Annotated in this window: 15 protein-coding genes; 2 read left to right on the top strand and 13 right to left on the bottom strand. The window is 53.9% G+C overall.

Annotation, left to right across the window (positions count from 1 at the left end; genetic code table 11):
• Window positions 1-576 precede the first annotated feature (576 nt).
• Window positions 577-3,903: a pullulanase-type alpha-1,6-glucosidase gene (pulA, locus tag ACJJIE_RS13795; protein ID WP_444892062.1), complete on the top strand. Its 3,327-nt coding sequence runs from the start codon at window positions 577-579 to the stop codon at window positions 3,901-3,903.
• A gap of 69 nt (window positions 3,904-3,972) precedes the next feature.
• Here the strand turns inward: pulA and ribA are convergent, their stop codons facing one another.
• From ribA to ACJJIE_RS13860, 13 genes are all read right to left on the bottom strand, one after another.
• On the bottom strand, window positions 3,973-4,590 hold the full coding sequence (ribA, locus tag ACJJIE_RS13800) for a GTP cyclohydrolase II (RefSeq protein ID WP_282931200.1): 618 nt from the start codon (window positions 4,588-4,590) through the stop codon (window positions 3,973-3,975).
• Between the two features lie 17 nt (window positions 4,591-4,607).
• Window positions 4,608-5,243 carry a retropepsin-like aspartic protease family protein gene (locus ACJJIE_RS13805; protein ID WP_282931199.1) on the bottom strand — a complete coding sequence of 212 codons (636 nt, stop codon included), beginning with the start codon at window positions 5,241-5,243 and terminating at the stop codon, window positions 4,608-4,610.
• A gap of 17 nt (window positions 5,244-5,260) precedes the next feature.
• A complete protein-coding gene (locus tag ACJJIE_RS13810; protein ID WP_444892063.1) occupies window positions 5,261-5,749 on the bottom strand; it encodes a phosphatidylglycerophosphatase A family protein in 489 nt (162 codons plus the stop codon).
• Window positions 5,750-5,791: 42 nt separating this feature from the next.
• Complete coding sequence (gene thiL / locus ACJJIE_RS13815) at window positions 5,792-6,733, bottom strand: thiamine-phosphate kinase (protein ID WP_444892064.1); 942 nt, start codon at window positions 6,731-6,733, stop codon at window positions 5,792-5,794.
• Between the two features lie 10 nt (window positions 6,734-6,743).
• On the bottom strand, window positions 6,744-7,187 hold the full coding sequence (gene nusB / locus ACJJIE_RS13820) for a transcription antitermination factor NusB (RefSeq protein ID WP_282931196.1): 444 nt from the start codon (window positions 7,185-7,187) through the stop codon (window positions 6,744-6,746).
• Window positions 7,188-7,256: 69 nt separating this feature from the next.
• Window positions 7,257-7,727, bottom strand: coding sequence for a 6,7-dimethyl-8-ribityllumazine synthase (ribH, locus tag ACJJIE_RS13825; RefSeq protein ID WP_108735355.1), 471 nt, complete (start codon window positions 7,725-7,727; stop codon window positions 7,257-7,259).
• A gap of 77 nt (window positions 7,728-7,804) precedes the next feature.
• Complete coding sequence (gene ribBA, locus ACJJIE_RS13830; protein ID WP_413663385.1) at window positions 7,805-8,926, bottom strand: bifunctional 3,4-dihydroxy-2-butanone-4-phosphate synthase/GTP cyclohydrolase II; 1,122 nt, start codon at window positions 8,924-8,926, stop codon at window positions 7,805-7,807.
• 78 nt (window positions 8,927-9,004) lie between these two features.
• Window positions 9,005-9,667, bottom strand: a complete 663-nt coding sequence (locus ACJJIE_RS13835; protein ID WP_108734575.1) for a riboflavin synthase — start codon at window positions 9,665-9,667, stop codon at window positions 9,005-9,007.
• On the bottom strand, window positions 9,667-10,812 hold the full coding sequence (gene ribD, locus ACJJIE_RS13840) for a bifunctional diaminohydroxyphosphoribosylaminopyrimidine deaminase/5-amino-6-(5-phosphoribosylamino)uracil reductase RibD (RefSeq protein ID WP_444892065.1): 1,146 nt from the start codon (window positions 10,810-10,812) through the stop codon (window positions 9,667-9,669). Before ribD ends, ACJJIE_RS13835 begins: the two co-directional genes overlap by 1 nt.
• Complete coding sequence (gene nrdR / locus ACJJIE_RS13845) at window positions 10,809-11,276, bottom strand: transcriptional regulator NrdR (RefSeq protein ID WP_108734577.1); 468 nt, start codon at window positions 11,274-11,276, stop codon at window positions 10,809-10,811. The genes ribD and nrdR overlap by 4 nt, the downstream gene beginning before the upstream one ends.
• 153 nt (window positions 11,277-11,429) lie before the next feature.
• Window positions 11,430-12,698, bottom strand: a complete 1,269-nt coding sequence (glyA, locus tag ACJJIE_RS13850) for a serine hydroxymethyltransferase (protein ID WP_108734578.1) — start codon at window positions 12,696-12,698, stop codon at window positions 11,430-11,432.
• Between the two features lie 219 nt (window positions 12,699-12,917).
• A complete protein-coding gene (locus tag ACJJIE_RS13855) occupies window positions 12,918-13,415 on the bottom strand; it encodes a porin family protein (RefSeq protein WP_444892066.1) in 498 nt (165 codons plus the stop codon).
• A 149-nt stretch (window positions 13,416-13,564) separates the two neighbouring features.
• Window positions 13,565-14,053, bottom strand: a complete 489-nt coding sequence (locus tag ACJJIE_RS13860; protein ID WP_444892067.1) for an outer membrane beta-barrel protein — start codon at window positions 14,051-14,053, stop codon at window positions 13,565-13,567.
• 480 nt (window positions 14,054-14,533) lie between these two features.
• Between ACJJIE_RS13860 and ACJJIE_RS13865 the strand changes: the two genes are divergently transcribed.
• Entirely contained in the window at window positions 14,534-15,109 is a 576-nt protein-coding gene (locus ACJJIE_RS13865) for a hemerythrin domain-containing protein (RefSeq protein WP_282931191.1), read from the top strand.
• Window positions 15,110-15,121: the final 12 nt, after the last annotated feature.

Consider the following 15,121-nt stretch of genomic DNA (forward strand, 5'->3'; position numbering starts at 1 on the left):
TGGGCGCAACAAAGCACCAAGCGACCGCAGATACGCGGCCAACAGAGCTTTCTCAGGGAAAGCCCGACGTCTAGGAATCTATCGCCGGGCGTGGGCAGCTGGAGGCTGCTACTGGACCCGACGGAGGGTTGCAACAATCATCAATCATCCTCCGCAGTTATTGAGTTCTGGATTCCGCCATAGTACCTGGCGGGTTATGGGCAAATTAGCACTACCCGGGAATAGGGGCAAGGATAATCCCGGGAAGCCTCTCAGTAATTGCCCTGCCACAAAAAGCAAAGCCGGCAAAAGCCGGCCTTCGAATCCGATTACAGCGAGTGCATCACCTTTCTCGACTCACCATAACCCGATCAGTTGAGTATAGATCCGGCTTTTTCTTTCGCCATCGCGTTTACTCGAGAAGCATCTTCTCCTGCGGGTGTTTCCACCAAGTGACGAATTTATAAAGGTTTTATGACACCCCCAACCACCTCCCCCAGACCTCCACCTCCTCGGGGTGGGAGGCCGTCAATGCGTGACTGCGATTCAATACCAATTGAGAGAACCGCAACAAGTACAAAAAAAATGGGAAGCGCTATGCCAACAACAAAATTTACAGGGCCCGGCACAAGGGCCGGGCTGATTCTGGGGGCAGTCTTCTGCTCCATCCAAATACCGGTGTGGGCATCTGACACACCAGATCCCACAGAGGTCAATATTCCCGGCAACCTACAAAGCCAACTGGGCTGCGATGGCGACTGGCAACCAGGTTGTGTCGCCACCCTGCTCAGCTATGACAGCGAAGACGACAAATGGCAAGGCAACTTTTGGATACCCGCCGGCAACTGGGAGTACAAAGCCGCTCTCAACAACAGCTGGGATGAAAATTATGGCTGGGGCGGCCAGAGGGACGGCGGTAATATTCCCCTCAGCCTGGATGAGGCCCGCGAAGTTAAATTTATCTACGACCACGAGAGTCACTGGATCACCGACAACCACAATAGCGTGGTCGCCGCTGCAGCCGGCAACTTCCAATCCCTGCTCGGGTGTCCGGGAGACTGGCAACCCAGTTGCCTGCGCAGCTGGATGCAGGATGCCAATGGAGATGGCACCTACACCTTTATCACCTCAGCGCTTCCTGCCGGTTCCTATGAATTCAAGGTAGCCCTGCACGAAGGCTGGGAGGAGAGCTACGGCAACAATGGAGCCAACGTCAGCTTTACCGTGGCCGCGGATTACGACGAAATCTATTTTGCTTTTGATTCGAATAGCAAAGAAGTCACCGTCAGCAGTGACGGCTTCGCCAAGGGTGACCTGAGCAGCGATAAAGCGCACTGGGTGGATGCCAGCAGCTTTGCCTGGGATATCCAGGTGCAGGAAGGTGCAAAGGTTAAATTGCACTACAGCAACAGCGCCGAGCTAAAACTGGAGGACGGTGATATCCGTTCCGATGGCACCATCGATCTCACCCCTCTCGCCACCCTGCCCGACAGCGCCCAACAAAAATTCCCACACCTGGCCAGTTTCAGTGCCTGGCAATTGCCAGGGCAGGCTTCCACTAGTGATCTGGTAACCCAGCAACTCGCCCTCGCCGCTTACGATGTGGAGGGCACGTTACTGGATGCGACTGGTGTGCAGATGGCAGGCGCGCTCGATGATCGCTTTTACTACGACGGTGAACTCGGTGCCCGTGTCGGCGAAGAGAGTATCCAACTCGATCTTTGGGCACCTACCGCACGGGCAGTAAAGCTGCACCTGTTTACAGGCCCCAGCAGCGATAGCGCCGATCACGTGGTACCCATGCTGCGCGATGAATCTACCGGGGTTTGGAGTGCCAATGTCGATAAGCAGTGGGACCGCAGCTTTTACCTCTACGAGGTCGAGGTGTATTCCTACTTCAGCCGCCAGATTGAAACCAACCTGGTCACCGACCCCTACTCCCTGAGCCTCTCCATCAATAGCGGCAAAAGCCAGATCGTCAACCTGGATGACCGGGACCTGAAGCCGCGCGGTTGGGACCGCATGCGCAAGCCCAAGTTAACCCAGCCGGAAGATATCAGTGTCTACGAGCTGCACGTACGCGATTTCAGTATTGCGGATCAAACTGTCCCCGAAGCAGAGCGCGGCACCTTCAAGGCTTTCACCCGCAAGCACAGCGACGGCATGCGCCACCTCAATAAACTGGCCCGCGCCGGCCTCACCCATATCCACCTGCTGCCGGCCTTTGACTTTGCCACAGTCAATGAAGATCGCACGCAACAGCAGCAAACCCCCGACCTCTCAGACTACGCATCGGACAGCAGCGAGCAGCAGGCTCAGGTAGATGCTATTCGCGATACCGATGGCTTTAACTGGGGCTACGATCCATTGCACTACACGGTCCCCGAAGGCAGCTATAGCAGCGCTCCCGATGGACCTGCGCGCATTCGCGAATTCCGTCAAATGGTGCAAGGGTTATCTCACTCCGGCCTGCGACTGGTGATGGACGTGGTTTACAACCACACCAGCTCCTATGGCCAATACGACAACTCCGTACTCGATAAAATCGTCCCCGGCTATTACCACCGCCGCAATCTGGAGGGCGGAGTGGAGATGAGCAGCTGCTGCGCAAATACCGCCAGTGAGCACGCCATGATGGAAAAGCTGATGATCGATTCCCTGGTCACCTGGGCCCGGTCCTACAAGGTGGACAGCTTCCGTTTCGATCTCATGGGACACCACAGCCTCGACAATATCCTCAAGGCGCAAGCGGCATTGCAATCACTGACCCCGGCAGCCGATGGTGTCGACGGCAAAGCTATCTACCTGTACGGCGAGGGCTGGAATTTTGGCGAAGTGGCTGACGATGCTCGCTTTGTACAGGCCCGCCAGGGCAATATGGCCGGCAGCGGTGTCGGCACCTTTAACGATCGCCTGCGCGATTCCGTGCGTGGCGGCAACCCCTTTGGAGGTTTTGAGGAGCAGGGCTTTGGTACCGGTCTGTTCACCGACAGCAACGGTAAGTTTGAGGGAGAAGATGAGCGTGCCACACTGCTAACCCTGGCAGATAAAGTCCGCATTTCCCTCGCCGGCAACCTGGCGGATTATCCTTTTGAAGATGCCAACGGCAATATCATTACCGGCAGCGAGCTGGTCTATAACGGCCAGCCCACCGGCTATACCGCCGACCCGCAGGAATCCATTAATTATATTGCCGCCCACGACAACGAGACGCTGTTCGACGGAGTACAGATCAAAGCCAGCGACAGCGCCGACTTGGCTGAACGAGTGCGTATCCAGGCATTCAGTAATTCCCTGGTTCTGTTCGCCCAGGGAGTGCCGTTTATCCACGCAGGCCAGGATTTCCTGCGCTCAAAGTCGATGGATCGGGACAGCTACAACTCCGGTGACTGGTTTAATGCACTGGACTTCAGCCTCGCCACCGATAATTGGGCTGCGGGTTTACCTATCGCAGATAAAAACGAAGATAACTGGTCCCTGATGCAACCTTTACTGGCAAACCCGGAATTGGCTCCCGAGCGCCGGCACCGCTTGTGGAGCTCTGCTCTATTCCGCGAGCAGCTGGCGATTCGCAACAGCTCTCCCCTGTTCCGCTTGTCTGATGCAGAGTCCGTAGAAGCACATCTCAATTTCCTCAACACCGGACCCGACCAGATTCCTGGGCTGATTGTGATGGAGTTATCCGATTCCAATGGCAACATCGATCGCCGCTTTGAACGTATTGTGGTGCTGTTTAATGGCGATGACGAATCATTGGAATTTACCAGCGAAAACCTTATTGGTGAGTACCTGTTCAAGCACCCACGTCAGCGCCGATCAGTAGACTCACGCCTGCACAAAGTAAAATTTGATAGGAGCAGCGGCACCTTTACTCTGCCCGGCCGAACTACCACAGTATTTGTGCAGCCACGCCGTAGATATTAATTCTTTATAAATTTTAAAAGGCCGGATTTTCCGGCCTTTTTTATTGGGGTGCTTCAAGAAAAGTGAAAGTTAGTTTTCCTCTTTTCCTTCTTCATCCTCATTTTCGATCAAGTGACCAAGTTTGCCTTTTTTGGTAGACAAATACTTGGCATTGTGGGGATTGCGTCCGGACTGGTGCGGCAGGCGCTCAGTCACATTGATGCCCAAGTCCTCCAGCGCTTTTACCTTACGCGGGTTATTGGTCATCAAGCGAATGGCATGAATACCCAGGTGTTCGATCATTGCTTTCAGAATCGAGTAATCCCGCATATCGGCGCCAAAGCCCAACTGCTCATTAGCTTCCACCGTATCCGCACCACAATCCTGCAAGTGGTAAGCGCGAATCTTATTTAACAGACCGATACCACGGCCCTCCTGGCGGAGATAGAAAATAGCTCCACGCCCCTCCATCGCAATACGATGCATAGCATGTTGTAGCTGGGCACCACAATCACAGCGCAGGGAGAATAGTGCATCTCCGGTCAGGCACTCAGAATGAATACGGGCCAACAGAGGCTCTTCGGTATCGAAGTCACCCATGGTGAGCACCACGTGCTCTTTTCCGGATTCCACTTCCTCGAAACCGTGCATCTCAAACATACCCCAAGAGGTGGGTAGTTTTGAGGATTCCACAAAACGAATGGTCAACTTAATACCTCTTTAAATCAGTGTCGGGCGCGCAGTACCAGCACACCGCCCTGCTGTTCCATATCAACCTGGCTGAGAAAGCTGTTGCCAAGAAGTACCACCTGGGGGAAGTCATCGGCATGAACTGTCGCATCAACATTGTGAACCTTGATTCCACCTATGGTGACACTGCTAAGATTCACTCGATAAACACTAGTAATACCATTAGCAGTAGAGACTAGTACTTCCTCGGCATTATCCAGATTCAGCCTTAGGCGACGAGCGGTAGGATAATTAATAGCAATATTGGTAGCGCCGGTATCCACCATCATCGGCACTCTCAGGCCATTGACCCAGGCATTTGTTAAATAATGTCCACGGCTATCGGCGGGAAGCCGTACTTCTGCTTTCGCCGCCTTGGCAAAACTGGTTGCTATAGGTGCATCCAAGGTCAGCTTTTGCTCTCGTCCAGACACACTAATCCGTGCATAACGAGTAGTCGCTTCCAACAGGGTGACACCCTCTGGGGATTTTTGTCCCGCCTTAAGAATTTTCTGGCGGCCATCAATTTCCAGCATGGCGCTATCGCCAAATAACCCCTTTAATTGAACCTGCTGCGCATTAGCACTCAGAGCAATAAAGAGACTGAAAAAAAATACAAAATAGCTGCGCATTGATCTTCCCTATCAATCTAAGCGCCCAGTACCCACGCCGTTACTTGCAGTACCAGGGAGGCATAAACGGCGGCCAGTATATCGTCGAGCATAATCCCAACGCCACCTTGCACCTTGCGATCGGCCCAGCCAATGGGCGGGGGCTTGGCAATATCAAATACCCGGAAGAGGACAAAGCCGTATAGCGCCCAAGCCCAACCTGCAGGAGCCATAAACATGGTGAGCCAGTAGCCCACCATTTCATCCCAAACAATACCGCCGTGATCGTGAACTCCCATTTTCTTGGCAGCTGCACCACATAGATAGCAACCTACCACACCGGTAACAAACACAATGGCCAGATACCAGAATGGAGGCAAATCCTTCATCAACCACCAAAAAGGAATCGCTGCCAGGGTACCAAACGTACCCGGCGCTTTGGGTGCCAGCCCGGAGCCGAACCCAAATGCCAACAGTAAGGTGGGATCGCGCAACAGCTGGGAAAATGTCGGGTTGTTAATGCTCATATTATTGAATTCTCACAAAGGCACTATGGTCTACACAATGACTTAAAAGTGCCTATAGCCTGGCGATTGAGCAACCCAGGGGTTCCCGTGATAGGAGCAACGTACCTGCGGCTCCCCCTCAACGAGTTTCCCTATGGGTGTAAAACCCAACTGACGAACTTGCTCAACTGCGGCTGCCGGTGCGGTAAAACAAAGCTGGTAGTCATCCCCTCCACAGGCCGCCAGCTCTACGGCAGTATCAGCTGCCAATCGATTGGCCAGGGGGGCTATGGGAAGAGACTCCAGGTTTATTTCTGCTGCCACACCGCTCGCTTTGCAGATATGGCCCAGATCCCCCAGTAATCCGTCGGAAATATCCAAAGCACTGGTAGCAATGCCTGCAATCGCGCTGGCAGTTTCTAATTGCGGCTCGGGAAAATAGAAAGCCTGCTCCGCTTCCCGCCGCACTGACTCAGTCACATTCCGCTCTGCCAAAACAACGGGCAGGGCTGCCGCGGCAGCGCCCAGTGGGCCGCTCACATAAATATTGTCGCCGACAGAAGCGCCGTCCCGCCGGAGGGGCTTTTCGGTATGGCCGATCACCTGAATCGTAATGGATAAGGGGCCAGCGGTAGTGTCACCACCCACAAGGGAAACCCCAAACTTGCCAGCAGTTTCCAGCAGGCCACTGGCGAATTTCTCCAGCCAAACGGAGTCGCTATCGGGTAAGGTCAGGGCAAGGGTAAACCAGAGGGGGCGGGCATTCATTGCCGCCAGATCACTGATATTCACACGCAGTGCACGGCTCGCAACCATGAATGGGTCAGCACCTGCGGGGAAGTGACGGCCTGCTACCAGGGTGTCCATAGAAGTGGCCAGCTGCCCGCTGACAGGTGCTTGCAATAGCGCGCAGTCATCGCCAATCCCCAGGGCTACACCTTCGCCCTGGGGAGCGCGGGCGAAGTAATCGCGGATGATCTCAAACTCCCCCGGCGCTTTAGACATAATTGCTGGCTCAGCCCTTCTTGTCTGCGGCTACCTCTGCCGAGCGCAGGTCCGCAGCGGTCTTATCCAAAATGCCATTGATAAACTTGAAGGCATCGGTGGGACCAAATTTTTTCGCCAGGGCCACCGCCTCATTAATGACAACCTTGTAAGGCACATCGATACGGTTTTTCAGCTCGTAAGTGGCCATGCGCAACAGCGCGCGGGATACAGGGTCCAGGTCTTCCACTTTGCGATCCAGGTGCGACGTGTAAGCGCCCTCTACCTCATCAAGGTTTTTCGCTACGCCGTGGAAAATATCACGAAAATATTCCACGTCGGTTTTGCTCATATCATTATCGGCGTGAAACTCGGCCTCAATGGAATTAAGGCTGGCGCCGGCCATCTGCCACTGATAGAGCGCCTGCATGGCGTAGTGACGTGCCTTACGGCGGGCGGATGCAGTTACGGTCATTGTCTTTTCCGGTAGATACTTCACAGAATGGGCTGCACCGACACACCTTTTGTGCCGGCGCGCCGGCAATTAAATCTTGCCGAGTAGGGAAACCATTTCCAGGGCGGTTTCGGCGGCTTCACAACCTTTGTTGCCAGCCTTGGTGCCTGAGCGCTCGATAGCCTGCTCAATGGAGTCCACAGTCAGCACGCCAAAGGTGACGGGAATGCCAGTATTCATGGATACCTGAGCCAGGCCTTTGGTGCACTCGCCAGCCACATACTCAAAGTGCGGGGTGCCACCACGGATAACCGCGCCCAGGGCAATAATGGCATCGAACTTTTTAGTCTCAGCCAACTTCTGTGCCGCCAGGGGAAATTCGAATGCGCCCGGGGCGTAGTAGATAGTGATATCTTCATCCTTGATACCCTTGCGGCGCAGGGTGTCCAGTGCACCATCCTTTAGGCTTTCAACCACAAAGCTGTTCCAGCGGCTCACCAACAGTGCGTATTTGCCCGTACTGCCGACAAAGTCCCCTTCGATCACTTGAATATTACTCATAATTTTCAATCCGTATTTCTTGTCCATCGCCGCCGCTATCAGGACAGTAGCGGCGCTTCAGTATTGTTACTCTTTTACTAGGGTTGCGGCGCTTCCACGTTCAGGTATTCCTCTACCTCCAGGTCAAACCCGGAAATAGCACTGAACTTGAACGGTGCGCTCATCAGGCGCATTTTGCGCACCTTGAGATCCCGCAGAATTTGCGAACCGGTACCTACCTGCTTGTACACCAAGTCCTGGCTGGGGCGCTGTTGCTTGCCGCTGATCAGCCAATCAATGCTCTCTTCGATTTCTTCGGTGGTTTCGTTGTGGCAGATCAGTACGACAACACCCTTGCCCTCTTCTTCAATACGCTGCATCGCGCGGCGGAAGGTCCACGGGGTGAATTTTTCATCGCCGCGCTGAATCGTAAGCACATCGCGCAGAGTATTTCCCACATGCACACGAACCAGGGTCGGCTCTTCTGGGGTGGGGTCGCCTTTAACAAAGGCAAAGTGGCGTTCGCGGCGAGCCTTATCGAGATAGGTGCGCAGCTTGAACTCACCGAACTCGGTGCGCACCTTGCGCTCATTAACGCACTCGACGGTTTTCTCATTCAGGGCGCGATAGGTAATCAGATCGGCGATAGTGCCGATTTTCAGGTTGTGCTCTTTCGCGAACTTTTCCAGGTCCGGGCGGCGGGACATGGTGCCGTCTTCATTCATGATCTCAACAATCACCGCAGCCGCCTCAAAACCCGCCAGGCGGGCCAGGTCGCAACCGGCTTCGGTGTGGCCTGCGCGGCTTAATACACCGCCGGGCTGGGCCATAATGGGGAAGATATGGCCGGGCTGTACAATATCGCTGGGCTTGGCATTTCTGGCCACAGCGGCGCGAACCGTGCGCGCGCGATCGGCGGCGGAAATACCGGTGGTGACACCCTCTGCCGCCTCAATGGATACGGTGAAGTTGGTGCTGAACTGGGCTCCGTTATCCCGCGACATCAGCGGCAGATCCAACTGCTCACAGCGCTCTTTGGACATGGGCATACAAATCAGGCCACGGGCATGAGTGGCCATAAAGTTGATGTCTTCAGCGCGAATCTGCTCCGCAGCCATCACCAGGTCGCCCTCGTTCTCGCGATCTTCATCATCCATCAGGATTACCATTTTGCCCTGGCGGATATCGTCGATCAGTTCTTCAACCGTATTTAGTTCCATGGTTAACTCTGGATAAATTTATCAATTGCAAATAGAGCGGCTATCGCTGCTGTTTTCGCCGTGGTGCACGGCCCATCTTTAGCGCTTGTAAAACCCGTTCTGGGCCAAAAATTCGAGGGTCATACCCCCACCACTAGGCTTGGCTGCCTCATCACCGAGGAGTAGCCGCTCCAAGTAGCGCGCAATCAGGTCCACTTCCAGGTTGACCCGAGTACCGGCGGTATAGCCGGCCATAATCGTTTCCTGCAACGTGTGTGGCACTATGGTGAGTTCAAACTCAGCCCCATCCACGGCATTGACCGTGAGGCTGGTGCCGTCGACGGTGATAGACCCTTTATGGGCAATATAGCGAGCCAGGTTTTCCGGTGCGCGCAGGCGGAATCGCTCGGCGCGAGCCTCGGACTTGCGCCATACCACCTCGCCAATACCATCCACATGGCCGCTGACAATGTGTCCACCCAGGCGGGTCTGGGGTGTTAGTGCTTTTTCCAGATTGACCCGGTCGCCTTTTTTCCAGCGGCCCACCGTTGTCACATCCAGGGTTTCCGCAGAGACATCCGCCCAGTAACCATCACCGGGCAGGTCAACAACCGTGAGACAAACACCATTGGTGGCAATACTGTCCCCCAGTTGCACATCACCCAGATCCAGCTTACCGCTGCGCACACGCACACGCAGGTCGCCGCCCTGGGGTTTTAACTCTGCAATCTCGCCTAAGGCTTCAATAATTCCGGTAAACATCAGCGCTCGATATCGGTTGTTGCAGTAATGCGCCAGTCGTGACCAACTGCGCGCATATCGGTAATCGTAATCGGCAGCATCGAGCCCATACGCTCGATAGGCAGTTCAAACAGCGGTCGCCCGGTGCTACCCAGCAGTTTTGGCGCCATATAAACAATTATTTCGTCGACATGGCCCCGGTAGAGGAATTCACCAGAGAGGGTCGCACCGCTCTCTACCAAAACTTCATTGCACTGGCGTCGCGCCAACTCCTTGAGCAGGGCGAGCAGGTCTACGCGGCCCTCTTTGTCGTGGGGTAAAACCACGACTTCCGCACCCGTTTTCTCAATACGCTCGCGGCGCTCGGCCTCCGCGCGCTCTGTCGTGCACACCAATGTGGGGGCATCCCCCTGCAAAATAAAGGCTCTCGCTGGGGTACGCAGCTGGCTGTCAACAATTACTCGCAGCGGCTGCACTTCGGCGGCTCGCTCTGCGGCCAGCATTTCCAGTGCCATTTCATCGGCGCGCACATTGAGATTGGGATTGTCGAAGCGCACCGTCTCAACCCCGGTAATCACTGCACAACTGCGAGCGCGCAGGCGCTGTACATCGGCGCGAGCCGCAGGGCCCGATACCCACTTTGACTCCCCACTGGCCATAGCGGTGCGCCCATCCAGGCTCATGGCGGATTTGCTTCGCACCAGGGGCAGTCCCAGGGTCATACGCTTGATAAAGCCGGGGTTTAGAGCGCGACACCTCTCTTCCAGGATGGGGCCTTCCACTTCGATCCCAGCATCGCGCAATATTTGCAATCCGGCACCGCTGACATTCGGATTCGGATCCTGCATTCCGTAAATAACCCGGGCCACGCCGGCCTTTACCAACGCCTCGGCACAGGGACCTGTGCGGCCGGTATGACTGCAGGGCTCAAGAGTGACATAAACCGTAGCCCCCTGAGCCAGGTCGCCGGCATCACTCAAGGCTTCGATCTCAGCGTGGGGTTCGCCGGCCCGCTTGTGCCAGCCTTCGCCGACAACATTGCCATCCCCGTCAGTAATCACACAGCCCACTCGCGGATTCGGCATAGTGGTGTAGAGACCGCGCTCTGCCAACTGAATAGCGCGGGCCATCAGTGCTTCCGCACTGTGTACAACCGTTTGACTCATTCTGTCTTCGATCCCTTACTGGTCAGTCGCTCAATCTCTTCTCTAAACTCGCTGACATCCTCAAAACGGCGATAGACAGAAGCAAAGCGCACATAGGCCACCTGGTCCAGCTCACGCAGCTGCTCCATCACCAATTCACCAATAGCACGCGCCGGCAACTCCCGTTCTCCGGTCGCCTGCAGAGCGTGTTTTATTTGAGATACCGCCGACTCCACCCGCTCAATACTCACCGGGCGCTTTTCCACAGCGCGCTGAATACCCGCGCGCAACTTGTCTTCATTAAACGGCTCGCGCTGGCCGTTTTGCTTGATCACTCGCGGCAGCAGCAGCTCCGCAGTTTCAAATGTGGTAAACCTCTCGTGGCACTCCAGGCACTCGCGCCGGCGGCGTACTTGGTCGCCCTCAGCCACCAATCGGGAATCGACTACTTTTGTTTCTTCTGCGCTGCAGAACGGACAGTGCATGTGGGATTATCCCCGGAATGGAAAATGGGCCGCAGTTTACCACAGCCGTTGCACTGTGTGACCGCGGCACGCACAGCCACAGTGCATCGCAAATTCAACAGGGACACATAAAAAAAGCGGCTCTATGAGCCGCTTTTTTGTCAGCAGTGCTGATCAGCCTTTTTTATACACAGGAAACTCTGCGCAAATCCCCAGAACCTTCTGCTTCACATCGGCGATAGTGGCTTCAACATCACCTTTCTCCAGTGCATCCAGCACGTCGCAGATCCAGTGAGTGAGCTGTTGGGTTTCCTTTACACCAAAGCCGCGAGTAGTGATTGCCGGGGTACCGACACGCAGGCCGCTGGTAATGAAAGGAGAGCGCGGATCGTTGGGTACCGCGTTCTTATTAACGGTGATGTTGGCGTTACCCAGGGCTTCATCCGCATCCTTACCGGTGTACTCTTTGCCAATCAGGTCAACCAGCATCAGGTGATCATCGGTCCCACCGGATACAATGTTGATACCGCGATCGAGGAAGGTCTCCGCCATTGCGCGGGCATTTTCCACAACCTTCTTCTGGTAGGCCTTGTATTCAGGGGTCATGGCCTCTTTGAAAGAAACCGCTTTCGCCGCGATCACATGCATCAGCGGGCCACCCTGACCACCGGGGAATACAGCGGAGTTGAGCTTCTTCTCAATTTCTTCGTTGGCGCGCGCCAGGATGATACCGCCGCGGGGGCCACGCAGGGTTTTGTGAGTAGTAGAAGTCACAACATCGGCGTGGGAGATTGGGGAGGGATACTCACCAGCGGCAACCAGGCCTGCAATGTGAGCCATATCCACAAACAGGTAAGCACCCACTTTGTCAGCGATCTCGCGGAAACGCGCCCAATCCATCACTCGGCTATAGGCAGAGAAACCAGCCACGATCATCTTCGGCTTGTGCTCAAGCGCCAGGCGTTCAACTTCCTCGTAATCCACTTCGCCAGTTTCCGGGTTCAGACCGTACTGCACTGCATTGTAGATCTTGCCGGAAAAGTTAACGCGGGCACCGTGGGTAAGGTGGCCACCGTGGGCCAGACTCATGCCCAGTACAGTGTCACCTGGGGCACAGAGCGCCTGGTAAACAGCCGCATTAGCCTGTGATCCAGAGTGCGGCTGCACATTCGCGTAGTCAGCACCAAACAGCTCCTTGGCGCGCTCAATGGCCAGGGTTTCCACTTTGTCCACGTACTCACAACCGCCGTAATAACGCTTGCCTGGATAGCCCTCGGCATACTTGTTAGTCAGGCTGCTGCCCTGAGCTTCCATTACCATTGGGCTGGTGTAGTTCTCAGAGGCGATTAACTCGATATGGTCTTCCTGACGAGAGTCTTCCTCCTGGATGGCTTCCCAAATTTCCGGGTCGTAAGAAGCTAAAGTGACAGATGAATCAAACATGGTGTTCCCTCGGTAAAGCGGGCTTGAGTAGAGGCTTTTAAAACTCGATACCACAGCGCCCAGACTTATGAGTAGGACCAAAGGCTCCCAGCGTGGGATGGCCCTACTGCTCAATGCATTCTGGGCATTTTAGAAAGGCGCGCATTGTACACCAAGGGCAGCATGAATGCGCAAATGCAGAGACGTGGCGGGACCAACCCGTCCACCTTAAAAAGGCGGTCAGAATTTGTACACCACAGAGCCAGACCAGTAATTCACATCTGACTCAATGATGGTGTAATCCAGTTCCAGGGTCGCCTCGTCGGTCAGTTTGAAACCAGCCCCGAGCCCGGCAGATGCACCGTTATCCGAGTACTCTTTCTCCCAATTATCTATCTCCAACTCCTCATGGAGGTAGCCGATACGACCTTTCAGATAAATGTTGCCCGGGCTGCGATAGGTGGCATAAACAGCTTGTGTTGCCAGGGAGTAGTTGTAATCGTACCAGTAGTAGTCGAACTCACCATCAATGACAGAGTCGGTGACTTCTGCCTCGAATCCCCAGCCAGAACCCCAGGTATAACCGGCTCGAATCCCCCCATTTAAAGGGCTCTCCCCCCTGGCATCAACATCCAAAACACCGAAAACGCCACCGATATACGCACCCTGCCCATAAGCGGTAGCGGAACACAACAGAGCGGCAACTGCAGCCATTGCCTTGAGATTAAAGCCCACCATCTTCCCCTTAAATCTCGAAGTCTGATCAAAGGGCAGGGATTATAGGGGCACGATCAATTGGCACAAGTGTTTACTTAGACAGGTCAGTATGTAACCTAGGAGCTTCTAAAAAGAGATGTCTCCACTAGTTAAATTTAGGAAAGGGACAATTAAAATCTCAGGCTAAACCCGCCTGACCAATAACTGACATCCTTCTCTAATATGGTGTACTCAAGCTCCAGGTGATAAATTTCATTCAGGCTATAACCAATTCCAGCCCCTAAGCTGACACCCAGGTCATCACTACTTTCGCTGCCAACAGAAACGTCTTCATAGAGAAGGCCCAGGCGTCCTTTCAGGTACCAGTCCCCCTCTGTTCTGTAAGTCGCATAAGTAGCAAGAGTACGTATGTCTACACCCACATTCCGACCATAAGCCTCAGTCTCACCACTTAATAGTGAACTGGTATATTCACCTTCCACCCCAAAACCCGAGGCCCGCACATAACCTGCTCGCAGTCCCAAATTCAGTGGATTATCGACCCCCTTGAAATCAAAATCTGTTATTCCGGCCACACCCCCCCAGTAGGCGCCCTCGGCAATTGCGCCCGCTGAAACAACGAGTGCCAGCACACCTATACCAGCCTTAACTATTTTCATTAACACTCCCATCCTGTTGCATTAACTTTGTCGTGACACATAAATAGAGCGCTGCAGAATAATTCGATGACAACCTACGACTTCAGCACCAATAAATTTATTGAACAACGGGAAACATCGCAGCATGCTTAAATGTGCAACAACACGTCATTAGAAATTATTAAAATATGAAGGATCAGACACACCCTTATCTAGGTCCGACAGAAGAGCGTACTTGTGGAAAAAACTGAAGAAAGGGCTACTCGAAAATAGGTTTAATTTATCTTGTGGTCAAATACAACGAGGTACAGATAAGAGTTGGCCCAAGGAATTCAGCGGCATGGTCAGCCTCATACCTATTGATAACCTCAGCCCTCCCCTGAGTAGGTAGCGGTAAATTCCACCTTGAGTCCCACTAAGTCCCCCTCACTTGATCCAAATCAACTTTGGATTGGTACATATGGCAACAATAGACCCATCGACAAATCGCGGAGGTCTGGGATGAATGCCATCTACCGACAACTGTGCTGTGACCATAAACATATGCAAGAGTTGCTCAACGCCTTTGAGCAATTACTCCTGGATCTTTTTGGCTGCGGCGACCGCGATCCAAACACCTTGTCACTGATCCTTGATGCTTTGGATTATTTATCGGCATACCCGGATAGGTATCACCACCCAGTTGAGGATTTAATATTTTCCCGGCTGTTGACTAAGCCAGTACATGACAGGGAATCAATTTACGAAGCGCAAATGCAGCATGAAAATATAGCCGCAGCGACAAAACACATGTGCGCTTTATTTTACGCTATTGCCAATGATGCGACCGTTGAACGGAGAGTGCTGCAAGGAGCTTGCAACACCTACCTGAAGCTGCAACGCAAGCATATGGAGTTGGAAAATAAATCTATTTTCCCACAGATCGAACAGTACCTGGGGACTACCGACTGGATTTATATTCAGAAACAGGTCAGTGAATTAAGCTGCAGATATTTCGACAGGGCAACCAGAAAAATTTACGAGTCCCTGCACGAAGATCTGACACAACATCAAATGCCCGCGCAGGCATTAGCTTAGGTCACCAAAACA

The sequence above is a fragment of the Microbulbifer maximicatervae (SeqCode) genome, from assembly GCF_052467325.1.